This is a genomic window from Streptomyces sp. bgisy159 (assembly GCF_057707805.1).
Genome location: NZ_JBYIQX010000032.1, coordinates 29741 through 45092 on the forward strand (window position 1 = coordinate 29741; position 15352 = coordinate 45092).

The window sequence follows — 15352 nt, forward strand, 5'->3', positions numbered from 1 at the left end:
GGCACGTGCGCGCCGGTCCCGGGCCCGGGACCTCGCCACGGCGATCCCGCCGGCCACGGTGTGTCATGCGGTGATCGCGGTGCGGAGCCGCCCCGGGGAGGCACGCGGGCTTGCCTTCAACCTCCGTTCTCAAGGTGCGGTGGGCCGCGCGAACCGCCCACACTGCCGCATAACACCGTGGTCCGGTCGCACGGAAGCGGGCGTTCCACCACGCCGTGCAGCCGTCTCCGCACACACCGCGATCCTCGCACGCACCCTTGTTCGATCCTGCGGATGTTGTTCAACCTCTTGACGGGAGGCAACCCGAACGGCTCAGCTTAGAGTTCACTAGTTGGACATAGACGGGGTCTCATCGAAGCGGCCCCGCGCGCAGGAGGTCGTCGTGGAGACTCCGGGGTCGCAGTCGTCGCTGCATCGGGCCAACCTGGAGCGGGTGGTGCGAGCCGTCCGGCTGGCCGGATCCCTCACCCAGGCGGAGATCGCCCGGACGACCGGTCTGTCCGCGGCCACCGTCTCCAATATCGTCCGGGAACTCAAGGACGGCGGAACCGTCGAGGTCACCCCCACCTCGGCCGGCGGCCGCCGCGCCCGCAGCGTCTCGCTCAGCGGGGACGCCGGCATCGTCATCGGCATCGATTTCGGCCATACGCATCTGCGGGTCGCCATCGGCAACCTGGCGCACCAGGTGCTCGCCGAGGAGTCCGAGCCGCTCGACGTGGACGCCTCCTCGACGCAGGGTTTCGACCGGGCGGAGCAGCTGTTCACCCGGCTGGTCGAAGCCACCGGGGTGGATCGCGACAAGATCGCCGGTGTGGGCCTGGGTGTGCCCGGTCCGATCGACGTGGAGTCCGGCACCCTGGGCTCGTCCGCCATCCTGCCCGGCTGGATCGGCACCCGGCCCGCCCAGGAGTTGCGGGAACGGCTCGGCGTGCCGGTCCACGTGGACAACGACGCCAACCTCGGGGCCCTCGGCGAGATGGTCTGGGGCAGCGGCCGGGGCGTGCGTGATCTCGCATATATCAAGGTCGCGAGCGGTGTCGGCGCCGGCCTGGTGATAGACGGCAAAATCTATCGAGGACCCGGCGGTACCGCGGGAGAAATCGGACATATTACTCTGGATGAATCCGGTCCGGTCTGCCGCTGCGGGAATCGCGGCTGCCTGGAGACCTTCGCGGCCGCACGGTACGTGCTACCGCTCCTCCAGCCCAGTCACGGCACCGGCCTGACGATGGAAGGCGTCGTGCGGCTGGCCAAGGACGGAGACCCGGGTTGTCGTCGGGTGATCGCCGACGTCGGCCGCCACATCGGCAGTGGAGTCGCCAACCTCTGCAACCTCCTGAACCCGAGCAGGGTGGTCCTCGGCGGTGATCTCGCCGAGGCCGGAGAGCTCGTTCTCGGGCCCATCAGAGAGTCCGTCGGCCGCTATGCGATCCCCAGTGCGGCGCGTCAACTCACCGTTCTCCCGGGGGCACTTGGTGGTCGCGCCGAGGTGCTCGGAGCGCTCGCCCTCGCGTTGAGCGAGATGGGCGATTCGACACTTTTGGACGGGACCGGTGTGGGCCCGCTCCCAGCCGCCGCACCCGCCTTCACTTAGAGAACGCATGACGCCGTTGCCATCTCGTTAAGTATTTACTTCTTGACGTCGCACGTGTGGCCGAGTTGACTTCCAGCCACCTCGGCCGCAGCGTTGCGGCCCTGTCAGGGAGGCACAACCCAATGAACGCAACGATGCGTAGAGTCGTGATCGGCGCCACCGCCGTGTCCATGGCCCTGTCGATTGCCGCGTGCGGCAAGGCGGGCGACGACGACAACGACTCCGGCGGCAGCAAGTCCGACAGCAAGTCGATCGGCCTGCTGCTTCCCGACAGCGTCACCGCCCGGTACGAGAAGTTCGACAAGCCGTTCTTCGAGGCCAAGGTGAAGGAGCTCTGCTCCGACTGCACCGTCGACTACGCCAACGCCGCGGCCGACGCCAACAAGCAGGCCCAGCAGGTCAACACCATGGTCACCAAGGGCGTGAAGGTCATCGTGATCTCCGCCCAGGACTCGGCCGCGATCAAGTCGTCCATCAAGTCCGCCGTGGACAAGGGCGTCAAGGTCATCGCGTACGACCGCCTCGCCCAGGGCCCGGTCTCCGCGTACGTCTCCTTCGACAACGTCAAGGTCGGTGAGCTGCAGGGCCAGGCGCTGCTCGACGCGCTCGGCTCCAAGGCCAACCCGCAGGCGAAGGTCGTCATGATCAACGGTGACGACGCCGACCCGAACGCCGGCCAGTTCAAGAAGGGCGCCCACAACGCCCTCGACGGCAAGGTCGACATCGCCTACGAGCAGTCCGGCCTGTGGAAGGACACCATCGCCGCGCAGAAGATGTCCGCCGCGATCACCCAGCTGGGCGCGAAGAACATCGCCGGCGTCTACGCCGCCAACGACGGCATGGCCGGTGGTATCGCCAACACCCTCAAGGGCGCCGGCATCAGCGGCATCCCGCTGACCGGTCAGGACGCGGAGCTCGCGGGCATCCAGCGCATCGTCGCCGGCACCCAGTCCTCCACCGTCTACAAGGCCTTCAAGCCCGAGGCCGACGCCGCCGCCCAGCTCGCGGTCAACCTGCTGGAGGGCAAGGACATCAAGTCCCTGGCCACCCAGGAGCTGACCAGCGGTTCCGGCGACAAGGTCCCCTCGCAGCTGCTGACCCCGGTGTCGGTCACCAAGGCCAACATCAAGGACACGGTCGTCAAGGACGGCCTGTACACCGTCGCGCAGATCTGCACCCCCGAGTACGCCGCCGCCTGCAAGGCCGCCGGCCTGCAGTAACAGGCCGTACGGCCGCACGGCCGCCGGGCGGTCCCCGTGACCGCCCGGCGGCCCCGCGAGACCCCTCCGGCGCCCGCGCCGCCCTCGACCCCGCTGCGGGGCGGGCGCCGGATGGAGCACCGTCGCCGAGCGCGACGCACTCGCCCTCGTTCATCCTGTAAACCAAGTGCGCCGACGCGGCCGCCCCCCCTCGGCCGGCCCGTCCAGCACACCCCTCCGCGCCTGTCCCACAGCGCGGCATCCCCGCCGGTCAGGCGGCGAAGGAGATGGTTCACGTGTCCGCTACGCCCGTGCTGGCGTTGCGCGGAGTCTCCAAGCGATTCGGTGCGGTGCAGGCACTCACCGACGTCGAGCTGGAGGTTCACGCCGGAGAAGTGGTCGCCCTGGTGGGCGACAACGGCGCAGGGAAGTCGACCCTGGTCAAGACGATCGCCGGTGTCCACCCCATCGATGAGGGCGTCATCGAGTGGGAGGGCAAGCCGGTCAACATCAACAAGCCGCACGACGCCCAGGGACTCGGCGTCGCGACGGTCTACCAGGACCTCGCCCTGTGCGACAACCTGGACGTGGTCGGCAACCTCTACCTCGGACGCGAGCTGCTGCACCGCGGCGTCATCGACGAGGTGACGATGGAGAAGAACGCCCGCGAACTGCTGTCGACGCTCTCCATCCGCATCCCGAGCGTGCGCATCCCGATCGCGAGCCTCTCCGGTGGCCAGCGCCAGGTCGTGGCCATCGCCCGCGCCCTGATCGGCGAGCCCAAGCTGGTCATCCTCGACGAGCCCACCGCCGCCCTCGGCGTCGAGCAGACCGCCCAGGTCCTCGACCTGGTGGAGCGGCTGCGCGAGCGCAACCTCGCCGTCATCCTCATCAGCCACAACATGGCCGACGTCAAGGCGGTCGCGGACACCGTCGCCGTGCTGCGCCTGGGCAAGAACAACGGCTCCTTCCCGGTGAAGGACACCAGCCACGAAGACATCATCGCCGCGATCACGGGTGCCACGGACAACGCCGTGACCCGTCGTGCGGGGCGTCGCAGCACGGAGGCGGCAAAGTGAGCGACACGTCCAAGAGCGTGAAGGGCGAGACGCCCGAGGTGGAGAAGACGGACGGCGCGCTGCACCAGGAAACCGTCGCGCCCGCCGACGACCCCACGGCCGCGCCGGTCGCCGTCGTCGACCCGCGGCTGCTGGTCCGCGAAGAGGGCCTGAGGGGCTACTGGACCGAGTTCATCCGCAAGGTCAGGGGCGGTGAGCTCGGCTCGCTGCCGGTGGTCCTCGGCCTGATCATCATCTGGACGATCTTCCAGGTGAAGAACGACCGCTTCCTGAGCGCGGACAACCTCTCCAACATCAGCTACTTCATGGCGGCCACCGGCATGCTGGCCATCGGCCTGGTGTTCGTCCTGCTGCTCGGTGAGATCGACCTGTCCGTCGGCTCCGTCAGCGGTCTGGCCTCCACGGTGTTCGCCGTGTTCGTGGTCGACCACTCGATGAACCCGTGGCTCTCGCTGGTCCTGACGGTGCTGACCGGTCTCGGCATCGGCGCCCTGCACGGCTGGTTCTTCGCGAAGATCGGCGTACCGGCGTTCGTGGTCACCCTGGCCGGCTTCCTCGGGTGGAACGGTCTGATGCTGTGGCTGCTGGGCTCCAGCGGCACCATCAACATCCCCTCGGAGAGCGGCCCGATCCACCTGCTCGGCCAGAACTCCTTCTTCATGGACCAGGCGATCATCGGCGCCTACCTGCTGGCCGGCCTCGGGGTGACGCTCAGCCTCATCGGCAACTTCGGCGAGCAGCGCCGCCGCCGGGCCGCCGGGGTGCCGTTCCGCACGACCGCCGAGATCCTGATCCGGGTCGGCCTGCTGGCTGTCGCGTCCTTCGTGTCCGCCGCCGTGCTCAACAACGCCCGCGGTGTCTCCAACGCCCTGGTGATCTTCCTGGCGGCGCTGGTCGTCATGGACTTCGTGCTCCGCCGCACCACGTACGGCCGGAAGGTCTTCGCGGTCGGCGGCGGCATCGAGGCGGCCCGGCGCGCCGGTATCAACGTGCCGATGATCCGCATCACCGTGTTCGCCATCGCCGGCGGCTTCGCGGCGGTCGGCGGTATGTTCTTCGCCGGCCAGACCGCGAGCGCCACGCTGAACGCCGGCGGCGGCAACACCCTGATGCTCGCCATCGCCGCGGCGGTCATCGGCGGCACCAGCCTCTTCGGCGGCCGCGGCACCGTGTGGTCCGCGCTCCTCGGCATGCTGGTCATCCAGTCCATCCAGACCGGTCTGGACCTGCTGAACATGAACACCTCGATCCAGTACATGATCACCGGTGGTGTTCTGCTCGGCGCGGTCGTCATCGACTCGATCTCCCGCAAGAGCCAGAAGGCGTCCGGCCGCGGCTGACCCCGCGCCCAGCGCCCCCTGTGCCCGGCACCGGTCAGGTGCCGGGCACAGCCCTGTCATAGGACGGGCTCAACCTGGGTACGGCCGATCGCGTGACCTATGACGCATGGGCCGGGAACCCACCGCCGGGGCGGAACATTAGACTCGACAAGCCCGGCAACAGCTCGATCAGCTCTACTGCAAGGAGGCACGGGTGCCGCTGCTGACCCGCATCACGGGACCGCGCGATCTGGACCGGCTCAGCCTGGAGGAGCTGGACCAGCTGGCAGGGGAGATCCGGACCTTCCTCGTCGACGCCGTCTCCAAGACCGGCGGCCACCTCGGCCCCAACCTCGGCGTGGTCGAGCTGACCATCGCCCTGCACCGGGTCTTCGAGTCGCCGAAGGACAAGGTGCTGTGGGACACCGGCCACCAGTCCTACGTGCACAAGCTGCTCACCGGCCGGCAGGACTTCTCCAAGCTGAAGATGAAGGGCGGCCTGTCCGGCTACCCCTCGCAGGCCGAGTCCGAGCACGACGTCATCGAGAACAGCCACGCCTCCACGGTGCTCGGCTGGGCCGACGGCATCGCCAAGGCCAACCAGCTGCTCGAACGCGACAGCCACGTCGTCGCCGTCATCGGTGACGGCGCCCTCACCGGCGGTATGGCCTGGGAGGCGCTCAACAACATCGCCGACGCCAAGGACCGCCCGCTGGTCATCGTCGTCAACGACAACGAGCGCTCCTACGCGCCCACCATCGGCGGCCTCGCCAACCACCTGGCCACGCTGCGCACGACCGACGGCTACGAGCGGTTCCTCGCCCGCACCAAGGAGGTGCTGGAGAAGACCCCCGTCGTCGGCAAACCGCTGTTCGACACGCTGCACGGTGCCAAGAAGGGCCTGAAGGACTTCATCGCCCCGCAGGGCATGTTCGAGGACCTGGGCCTGAAGTACGTCGGCCCCATCGACGGCCATGACATCGAGGCGCTGGAGTCGGCGCTGGCGCGGGCGAAGCGCTTCGGCGGGCCGGTCATCGTGCACTGCCTCACCGAGAAGGGCCGCGGCTACCAGCCCGCCCTCCAGGACGAGGCCGACCGCTTCCACGCCGTCGGCAAGATCCACCCCGACACCGGTCTGCCCATCGCCTCCTCCGGCGCCGACTGGACCTCCGTCTTCGGCGAGGAGATGGTCGCCCTCGGCAAGGAGCGCGAGGACGTCGTCGCCATCACCGCGGCCATGCTCCAGCCGGTCGGCCTGGACAAGTTCGCCAAGGCCTTCCCCGACCGGGTCTACGACGTCGGCATCGCCGAGCAGCACGGCGCCGTGTCCGCGGCCGGTCTCGCGCACGCCGGGGTGCACCCCGTCTTCGCCGTCTACGCCACCTTCCTCAACCGCGCCTTCGACCAGGTGCTGATGGACGTCGCCCTGCACAGGTGCGGGGTGACCTTCGTGCTCGACCGGGCCGGGATCACCGGTACCGACGGCGCCTCCCACAACGGCATGTGGGACATGTCGATCCTCCAGGTGGTGCCGGGGCTGCGGCTGGCCGCGCCGCGCGACGCGGACCAGGTGCGGGCGCAGCTGCGCGAGGCCGTCGCCGTCGACGACGCGCCGACCGTCGTGCGGTTCTCCAAGGGCGCCGTCGGGCCCGCGGTGCCCGCCGTTGGCCGGGTCGGCGGCATGGACGTGCTGCGGGAGCCGGGCACGGACACGCCGGACGTGCTGCTGGTGTCGGTGGGCGCGCTGGCGCCGATGTGCCTGGAGGTCGCCGCGCTGCTCGACCGGCAGGGCATCTCCACGACCGTCGTCGACCCGCGGTGGGTCAAGCCGGTCGACGAGGCGATGGCCCCGCTCGCCGAGCGGCACCGGGTGGTCGTGACCGTCGAGGACAACTCCCGCGTCGGCGGTGTCGGTTCGGCGATCGCGCAGGCGCTGCGCGACGCGGGTGTGGACGTGCCGCTGCGGGACTTCGGCATTCCGCCGCGCTTCCTCGACCACGCGTCGCGGGCCGAGGTCATGGCCGAGATCGGGCTGACCGCGCCCGACATCGCCCGCCAGGTCACCGGACTGGTCTCCAGGCTGGACGGCCGCTTCGACCGCACCACGGTCGACTCCGTCGAGCCCGCCCGCGACTAGCCCTCCGGGCGGGGCGCGGGTTTCGCCCGCGGGCGCGTGGGGGCTGGTCGCGCAGTTCCCCGCGCCCCTTTTCGGTGGGCTCGGCCGGGCGGTGAGCAGATGTGCTGTTCCCCTGCCGCAGCGGTCACCCGCCGGTCCGCGGCCGGCTCATCCCCGTACCGTCCGGGGGCCCGTCACCTCCGCGCCCAGTTCGCCGACCCTGCGGCGTAGTTCCCGGTCGGCGGTGACGACGAGGCAGGCGCGGGCACCGCGTTCGGCGACGAGGGCGACGATGTGGTCGTCGCCGCTGCCGGGCGCGGACTCGACGTGGACGCCGGGCACCGGGGCCACGCCCCGCGCCGCGCCCTCCACGACGAGGACGATCTCCACCGGACCGGGGCGCCCCGGCAGGCCCTCGGCGGCCAGCCGGTCACGGAGCCGCTCGGCGGCGCCGCGCCGGTCCCGCCACCAGCCGTCGGGCACCGACCCGACGACGTTCGCGGCGTCGACGATCACGAGCAGGGCAGCGGTGCGGTCCATGGGGCCCAGCCTCGCACGCCCGATGGGGTGCCCCACCCACACCGCCGACGACGGGCGGCTTAGAGTGATCGGGTGAACGGCAAGTGGCTCATACGCGGCCGGGACGGCCGCCTCAGCGTCTACCAGCTCTCCGGCGACGCCGTGCTGTGCCGGGCGGAGCGGGCACCGGGCGGTGCCTGGGACGCCCCGCGCAGGATCGGCGGCGACCAGCGGCTGCACCCGGTGCTCTCCGTCGGCCAGGGAATCGACGCCTACGGGCATCTGGTGTCATGGCGGCCCACGGTGCCCGGCGAATCCGGGCTGGTGCACTCCACGCACTTCAGGCCCCTGCTGGCGCCCCTGGACTGGGAACCCATCGGTCACCCGAACGGCAAGGGAGAGCGCACCGGCGATCCCTCCGTCGCCGTCGACGACCAGGGCCGTGCCCACGTCTTCCTCCGCAACGCGGCCGGTGGACTGAGCATGCGCGCCCAGTCGGTCAAGGGCGGCTGGGGCCCGTGGCGCGACTTCGGGGGCGAGGACATCCAGGGCGCTCCCGCCGCGGTCGCGGGCAAGGACGGCCGTATGGAGGTCTACGCGGCCGTGCCCGGCGCCGTCCTGTACTGGCGGCAGGAGAAGCCCGCCACCCCCTTCGTGGTGGAGGAGCGGGCGCAGACGGCGGTCCGCCCCGGCACCCTGCGCGCCCTGGCCACCTCCGCGGAGCACACCACGCTGTTCTTCACCGACGAGTCCGGAGACGTGTGCGCCTGGCGGCCGGGCGGCAAGCCCGTGCCGCTGGTCGCCTCCGCGGGCCCCGGCCCGGTCGCCGCGGTGCGCTGCGAACTCGACGGGCTGGACTGCACGTTGGTCGCCCAGCGGTCGTCCGCCGGACGGGTCGTGTTCGCCGCGTACCCCACCGAGGACGAGTCGGCCGGTGCCGTGTGGACCGAGTCCGGTCCCGTGCTGCCGGCGGACGCCGAGGTGGCGCTCACGCAGGACGCCGACGGCCGGGTGGTCGCCGCGGCGCTGTCCCCGTCGACGGGCAAGCTGCTCATCAGCCGCCGCAAGGAGGAACCGGGGCTGGCGCTGACGGCGTGGCAGGAGGTGTGATCACCTGATCTCCGTATCGCGCGCACCTGACGCGGCTCCATCGGCTCCCCTCGACGTGCGGGCGTGGCGCCCGGTACCGCGCCCGTAGGCGCGTCGTCCGCCGGGAGGCGGGGGACGCGAACGCAAGGCCCGGCTCGCCGCGGCAGCCGGGCACCGGCCCGGCCGCAGGCCGAGTAGCGGCGGCGCCCGGAAGCGGGCGACACGAAGAGGGCCTCCGCCCGGAAGCGGAGGCCCTCGTCATTCGTGCACGGACGTCACGCCGGAACCGAGGCCACGCCCGGAGCCAGGAACCGCTTGCCGGTCACCCGCTCGGAGACACCCTCACGGTCCAGGTACGGCGTGATGCCGCCCAGGTGGAAGGGCCAGCCGGCACCGGTGATCAGGCAGAGGTCGACGTCCTGCGCCTCGGCGACGACACCCTCGTCGAGCATCAGCCCGATCTCCTGCGCCACCGCCTCCAGCACCCGGGCGCGCACCTGCTCCTCGGTCAGGACGGCATCGCCCTGCTTGAGCAGCGCGGCGACCTCCGGGTCCAGCTCCGGCTTGCCGCTGTCGTAGACGTAGAAGCCGCGCTTGCCGGCCTCGACGACCGCCTTGAGGTTCGGGGAGACCCTGAAGCGGTCCGGGAACGCCCGGTTGAGCGTCTCCGACACGTGCAGACCGATGGCCGGGCCGACCAGCTCCAGCAGCACCAGCGGGGACATCGGCAGGCCGAGCGGCTCCACCGCCTTCTCCGCGACCTCGACCGGGGTGCCCTCGTCGATGACGTTCTGCACCTCGCCCATGAAGCGGGTCAGGATGCGGTTCACCACGAACGCCGGGGCGTCCTTGACCAGGACGGCCGTCTTCTTCAGCTTCTTGGCCACGGCGAAGGCGGTCGCCAGCGACGCGTCGTCCGTCTTCTCGCCGCGGACGATCTCCAGCAGCGGCAGCACCGCGACCGGGTTGAAGAAGTGGAAGCCGACGACCCGCTCCGGGTGCTTCAGCTTCGACGCCATCTCGCTGACGGACAGGGAGGAGGTGTTCGTCGCCAGGATCGCGTGCGCCGGGGCGACCGCCTCGACCTCCGCGAAGACCTGCTGCTTGACGCCGATCTCCTCGAAGACGGCTTCGATGACGAAGTCGGCGTCCGCGAAGCCCTCCGCCTTGTCCAGGACACCGGAGACCAGCGCCTTGAGCCGGTTGGCCTTGTCCTGGTTGATCCGGCCCTTGCCGAGCAGCTTGTCGATCTCGGCGTGGACGTAGCCCACACCCTTGTCGACACGCTCCTGGTCGATGTCGGTCAGCACGACCGGCACCTCCAGACGGCGCAGGAAGAGCAGGGCGAGCTGAGAGGCCATCAGGCCGGCGCCGACCACGCCCACCTTGGTGACGGGGCGCGCCAGGTTCTTGTCCGGTGCGCCCGCCGGGCGCTTGCCGCGCTTCTGCACCAGGTTGAACGCGTAGATGCCGGCGCGCAGTTCACCACCCATGATCAGGTCGGCGAGCGCCTGGTCCTCGGCGTCGTAGCCCTGCTGCAGGTCGCCGTTCTTGGCGGCGGCGATGATGTCCAGCGCGCGGTAGGCGGCCGGGGCCGCGCCGTGCACCTTGGAGTCCGCGACGAAACGGCCCTTGGCCACGGCCTGGTCCCAGGCCTCACCGCGGTCGATCGCCGGGCGCTCGACGACGATCTCGCCCTTGAGGACGGACGCCGTCCAGATCAGCGACTGCTCCAGGAAGTCGGCGCCCTCGAAGAGCGCGTCGGCGATCCCGAGCTCGTAGACCTGCTTGCCCTTGAGCTGCTTGTTCTGGTTGAGGCTGTTCTCGATGATGACCGAGACGGCCTTCTCGGCGCCGATCAGGTTCGGCAGCAGGGTGCAGCCGCCCCAGCCGGGAACCAGGCCGAGGAAGACCTCCGGCAGGGAGAACGCCGGCAGCGCCTTGGAGACGGTGCGGTAGGTGCAGTGCAGACCCACCTCGACACCGCCGCCCATCGCGGCGCCGTTGTAGTACGCGAAGGTCGGCACGGCGAGGCCCGCGAGGCGCTTGAACACCTCGTGGCCGCCCTTGCCGATGGCCAGCGCGTCCTTGTGCTCCTTGAGCAGCTCGACGCCCTTGAGGTCGGCGCCGACGGCGAAGATGAACGGCTTGCCGGTGATGCCGACGCCGACGATGTCGCCGGCCGCGGCCTCCGCCTCGACCTGGTCGATCGCGACGTTGAGGTTCGCCAGCGAGGCCGGGCCGAAGGTGGTCGGCTTGGTGTGGTCGAAGCCGTTGTCCAGCGTGATCAGGGCGAACCGCCCGGCGCCGGACGGCAGGTCGAGGTGGCGTACGTGCGCCTGCGTCACGACCTCGTCGGGGAACAGCTCGGCCGCGCCCTTCAGGAGCTCAGCGGTGGTGCTCACTTGGTGCCTCCGTCGAAGTGCGGGTTCTCCCAGATGACCGTCGCGCCCATGCCGAAGCCGACGCACATGGTGGTCAGGCCGTAGCGGACCTGCGGCTGCTCCTCGAACTGGCGGGCCAGCTGGGTCATCAGCCGGACGCCGGAGGAGGCCAGCGGGTGGCCGAAGGCGATGGCGCCGCCGTACTGGTTGACGCGCTCGTCGTCGTCCGCGATGCCGTAGTGGTCCAGGAAGGCCAGGACCTGGACGGCGAACGCCTCGTTGATCTCGAACAGGCCGATGTCGGAGATGGACAGCCCCGCCTGGGCGAGGGCCTTCTCCGTCGCCGGGATCGGGCCGTAGCCCATGACCTCCGGCTCGACGCCCGCGAAGGCGTAGGAGACCAGGCGCATCTTGACCGGCAGGCCGTTCTCGCGCGCGAAGTCCTCGGAGGCGATCAGGGAGGCGGTGGCACCGTCGTTCAGACCGGCCGCGTTGCCGGCGGTGACCCGGCCGTGGACGCGGAACGGGGTCTTGAGACCGGAGAGGTTCTCCAGGGTGGTGCCCGGGCGCATCGGCTCGTCGGCGGTGACCAGGCCCCAGCCGGTCTCGCCGGCCTCCGGGTTGGTGCGGCGCACGGAGATCGGGACCAGGTCGGCCTGGATCTTGCCGTTGGCGTACGCCTTGGCGGCCTTCTCCTGCGAGCGCACCGCGTACTCGTCGGCGCGCAGCTTGGTGATCTGCGGGTAGCGGTCGTGCAGGTTCTCGGCGGTCATGCCCATGAACAGCGCCGACTCGTCGACCAGCTTCTCGCTCACGAACCGCGGGTTGGGGTCGACGCCCTCGCCCATCGGGTGGCGGCCCATGTGCTCGACACCGCCGGCGACGGCGACGTCGTAGGCACCGAAGGCGACCGAACCGGCGACCGTGGTCACGGCGGTCAGGGCGCCGGCGCACATGCGGTCGATGGAGTAGCCCGGGACGGAGGTCGGCAGGCCCGCGAGGATCCCGGCGGTGCGGCCGAGGGTCAGGCCCTGGTCGCCGATCTGCGTGGTCGCGGCGACGGCGACCTCGTCGATCTTCTTGGGGTCGAGACCGGGGTTGCGCCGCAGCAGCTCCCGGATCGCCTTCACGACGAGGTCGTCGGCGCGGGTCTCGTGGTAGATGCCCTTCGGGCCCGCCTTGCCGAACGGGGTGCGGACGCCGTCGACGAAGACGACGTCCCTGACGGTACGAGGCACGATGGCTCTCCTCCAGGTGCGGGATAGGCACTACTGCGGTGCGCATGCGCTGAGCGCGCGCTCAGGCCCATGCTACTTGTGGGTAACGTAGCTGCCCAGCCCCGGAGGTCCAAGCGGCGAACGTCACACCTTCGGGGGAGCCGTGGACGATCGGCGGGACGCTTCCGGTCGGCTCGACGACGGCGTGCGCCGTCGACCACCGTCCACCACGCCTTCCACGTCTCCTTCCCTGCCATGCCGCTCCAGGATCTTGGCGCGATCTCGACGCCCTCGTTCCGCTTCGAGGAACCCCTCGGCGCCCACTGGGCCCCTCTCGGCGGCAGCGATCCCGGTCGTCCTGCCGCCCCTGGTCGGTTCTCTCGCTACGGCTACGCGGACAACGCCGCCACCAGGACCGGCGTGACCAGCTCGACCTGCCACGGCCGGGCGCCGTGGCCGGACAGCGCGTCCGAGACGGACTCCTCGCTGACCGCCTTCGGCGGCTCCCAGCAGACCCGCCGCACGGTGTCCGGTGTGATCACGTTCTCCTGCGGCATGTTCAGCTGTTCGGCCAGGGCCGACACGGCGGCCCGAGCCGCCGACAGCCGCGCCGCGGCCGCCGGGTCCTTGTCGGCCCACGCCCGCGGCGGCGGCGGCCCGGTCACCGGCTGCCCCGGCTGCGGCAGCTGGGCGTCGGACAGCGCCCTGGCCCGGTCGACGGCGGCCTGCCACTGCTCCAGCTGCCGCCGCCCCATCCGGTGCCCGAAGCCGTTCAGCGCGGCCAGCGCGTGCACCGTGCCCGGAAGGGCGAGCGCCGCCTCCACGATCGCCGCGTCGGACAGCACCTTGCCCGGCGAGACGTCACGCCGCTGAGCGATCCGGTCCCGGGTCTGCCACAGCTCCCGTACGACGGCCAGCTGCCGGCGCCGCCGCACCTTGTGCATGCCGGAGGTGCGCCGCCACGGGTCCTTGCGGGGCTCGGCGGGCGGCGCGGCCGCGATCGCCGCGAACTCCTGTCGGGCCCAGTCCAGCTTGCCCTGCCGGTCCAGCTCCTTCTCCAGCGCGTCGCGCAGGTCGACGAGCAGTTCGACGTCCAGCGCGGCGTAGCGCAGCCAGGGCTCGGGGAGCGGGCGGGTGGACCAGTCGACGGCGGAGTGGCCCTTCTCCAGGACGAAGCCGAGCACGCTCTCGACCATCGCGCCGAGTCCGACCCGGGGGAACCCGGCGAGCCGGCCCGCCAGCTCGGTGTCGAACAGGGTGGTCGGCACCATGCCTATCTCGCGCAGGCACGGCAGGTCCTGGGTGGCGGCGTGCAGCACCCACTCGGTGTCGGCGAGGGCGTCGCCGAGCGCGGAGAGGTCGGGGCAGGCGACGGGGTCGATCAGCGCGGAGCCGGCGCCCTCGCGGCGCAACTGGACGAGGTACGCGCGCTGCCCGTACCGGTAGCCGGAGGCGCGCTCGGCGTCGACGGCGACGGGGCCCTGCCCTTCGGCGAAGGCGGCGATCACCTCGGCGAGGGCGGTCTCGTCGGCGATCACCGGTGGGATGCCCTCACGGGGCTCCAGCAATGGTGTCGGCGCCCCTTGAGCAGTAGATCCGCCGTCGTCCGGAGGGGCGCCTCCGGTGGTTCGCAGTGAGCTGGCTGCTGCGGTTTCTTGGGCGTCGGTCACCTGTCAAGGGTATCCGTGTGCGGACGGCGCCCGCCGACGGAACGTTCCGTCGACGGGCACCGAGGGGACGCAAACCAGTCACGCCGCGGAAAGGCGGGGTTCACGAACGGGTGAGGGGAGAGGAGAGGGGTGATGGGGGGCGGGGGTGAAGGCGGGGGACCAGGGGGACGCCGGGGTGCCGGGGAAAAGGAGCGGGGGACGGGGCGGTACCGGAGGCGGCGGGAGCGCCTGCGGTGCTCGGGGTCAGTGGATGATGCCGGTGCGCAGGGCCACCGCCACCATGCCGGCGCGGTCGCCGGTGCCCAGCTTGCGGGCGATCCGGGCGAGGTGGCTCTTGACGGTGAGTGCGGACAGGCCCATCGAGACGCCGATCGCCTTGTTGGACTGGCCCTCGGCGACGAGGCGCAGGACCTCGACCTCGCGGCCGGAGAGCTCGCGGTAGCCGCCCGGGTGGCTCGGGGCACCCGGGGGGCGACGGTGCAGGCGGGCGGCCGCGGCGCCGATGGGGGCGGCACCGGGGCGGGTGGGGAGCCCGACGTTGGTGCGGGTGCCGGTGACGACGTAGCCCTTGACACCGCCGGCGAGGGCGTTGCGGACGGCGCCGATGTCGTCGGCGGCGGAGAGAGCGAGGCCGTTGGGCCAGCCGGCGGCGCGGGTCTCCGACAGGAGGGTCAGCCCGGAGCCGTCGGGGAGGTGGACGTCCGCGACGCAGATGTCGCGGGGGTTGCCGATGCGGGGACGAGCCTCCGCGACGGACGAGGCCTCGATGACGTCGCGCACACCGAGCGCCCACAGGTGGCGGGTGACGGTGGAGCGGACGCGCGGGTCGGCCACGACGACCATGGCGGTGGGCTTGTTCGGGCGGTAGGCGACCAGGCTTGCGGGCTGCTCGAGGAGAACGGACACCAGGCCTCCTGGGATGGCGGGATGGGGACGAACCCTGCTTTTCAAGGTCACAGTCGTCTTCGGCACCGAGCCCGGCCGCCTTTAGGAAATGATCACGATCTAGTGAGTAACAATCAGTGCAATTCGGACGTGCGCTCGATCATCCGAAGGTCAAATCGGATCGGACGGGTGCGATCGAGCCCGTTTGAGTGGCGAGACAGGTCACAAAGTGTCCGTATCGACAAAGAGATGCCCAAGACCGGCTCGCAGAGGGTTGACCG

The 15352-nt window shown here is 71.0% G+C and carries 11 protein-coding genes; 6 read left to right on the plus strand and 5 right to left on the minus strand.

What is annotated here, in order from left to right:
• Positions 1 to 382 precede the first annotated feature (382 nt).
• From AC3ET3_RS26035 to dxs, 5 genes are all read left to right on the plus strand, one after another.
• The gene (locus tag AC3ET3_RS26035) at positions 383 to 1594 is read left to right on the plus strand and encodes an ROK family transcriptional regulator (protein WP_432135909.1); all 1212 of its coding nucleotides are present in this window, start codon (positions 383 to 385) and stop codon (positions 1592 to 1594) included.
• A gap of 134 nt (positions 1595 to 1728) precedes the next feature.
• Complete coding sequence (locus AC3ET3_RS26040) at positions 1729 to 2814, plus strand: sugar ABC transporter substrate-binding protein (RefSeq protein ID WP_432135908.1); 1086 nt, start codon at positions 1729 to 1731, stop codon at positions 2812 to 2814.
• A 266-nt stretch (positions 2815 to 3080) separates the two neighbouring features.
• Entirely contained in the window at positions 3081 to 3872 is a 792-nt protein-coding gene (locus AC3ET3_RS26045) for an ATP-binding cassette domain-containing protein (RefSeq protein ID WP_432135907.1), read from the plus strand.
• Positions 3869 to 5212 (plus strand): sugar ABC transporter permease, encoded by a 1344-nt coding sequence (locus tag AC3ET3_RS26050; protein ID WP_432135906.1) that lies wholly within the window; start codon positions 3869 to 3871, stop codon positions 5210 to 5212. Before AC3ET3_RS26045 ends, AC3ET3_RS26050 begins: the two co-directional genes overlap by 4 nt.
• A gap of 193 nt (positions 5213 to 5405) precedes the next feature.
• A complete protein-coding gene (gene dxs / locus AC3ET3_RS26055; RefSeq protein WP_432135905.1) occupies positions 5406 to 7328 on the plus strand; it encodes a 1-deoxy-D-xylulose-5-phosphate synthase in 1923 nt (640 codons plus the stop codon).
• 147 nt (positions 7329 to 7475) lie between these two features.
• On the opposite strand, the gene AC3ET3_RS26060 is transcribed toward dxs, so the two are convergent.
• Entirely contained in the window at positions 7476 to 7847 is a 372-nt protein-coding gene (locus AC3ET3_RS26060; RefSeq protein WP_432135904.1) for an NTP pyrophosphohydrolase, read from the minus strand.
• Positions 7848 to 7919: 72 nt separating this feature from the next.
• Between AC3ET3_RS26060 and AC3ET3_RS26065 the strand changes: the two genes are divergently transcribed.
• Positions 7920 to 8936 (plus strand): PLL family lectin, encoded by a 1017-nt coding sequence (locus AC3ET3_RS26065; RefSeq protein WP_432135903.1) that lies wholly within the window; start codon positions 7920 to 7922, stop codon positions 8934 to 8936.
• A gap of 254 nt (positions 8937 to 9190) precedes the next feature.
• On the opposite strand, the gene AC3ET3_RS26070 is transcribed toward AC3ET3_RS26065, so the two are convergent.
• The 4 genes from AC3ET3_RS26070 to AC3ET3_RS26085 all read right to left on the minus strand — a co-directional run bounded on the left by AC3ET3_RS26070 (position 9191) and on the right by AC3ET3_RS26085 (position 15092).
• Positions 9191 to 11320 carry a 3-hydroxyacyl-CoA dehydrogenase NAD-binding domain-containing protein gene (locus AC3ET3_RS26070; protein WP_432135902.1) on the minus strand — a complete coding sequence of 710 codons (2130 nt, stop codon included), beginning with the start codon at positions 11318 to 11320 and terminating at the stop codon, positions 9191 to 9193.
• Positions 11317 to 12537 (minus strand): thiolase family protein, encoded by a 1221-nt coding sequence (locus tag AC3ET3_RS26075; RefSeq protein WP_432135901.1) that lies wholly within the window; start codon positions 12535 to 12537, stop codon positions 11317 to 11319. The genes AC3ET3_RS26070 and AC3ET3_RS26075 overlap by 4 nt, the downstream gene beginning before the upstream one ends.
• A gap of 368 nt (positions 12538 to 12905) precedes the next feature.
• Positions 12906 to 14186 (minus strand): ribonuclease D, encoded by a 1281-nt coding sequence (locus AC3ET3_RS26080; protein WP_432135900.1) that lies wholly within the window; start codon positions 14184 to 14186, stop codon positions 12906 to 12908.
• A 243-nt stretch (positions 14187 to 14429) separates the two neighbouring features.
• Complete coding sequence (locus tag AC3ET3_RS26085) at positions 14430 to 15092, minus strand: response regulator transcription factor (RefSeq protein WP_003972894.1); 663 nt, start codon at positions 15090 to 15092, stop codon at positions 14430 to 14432.
• Positions 15093 to 15352 lie beyond the last annotated feature (260 nt).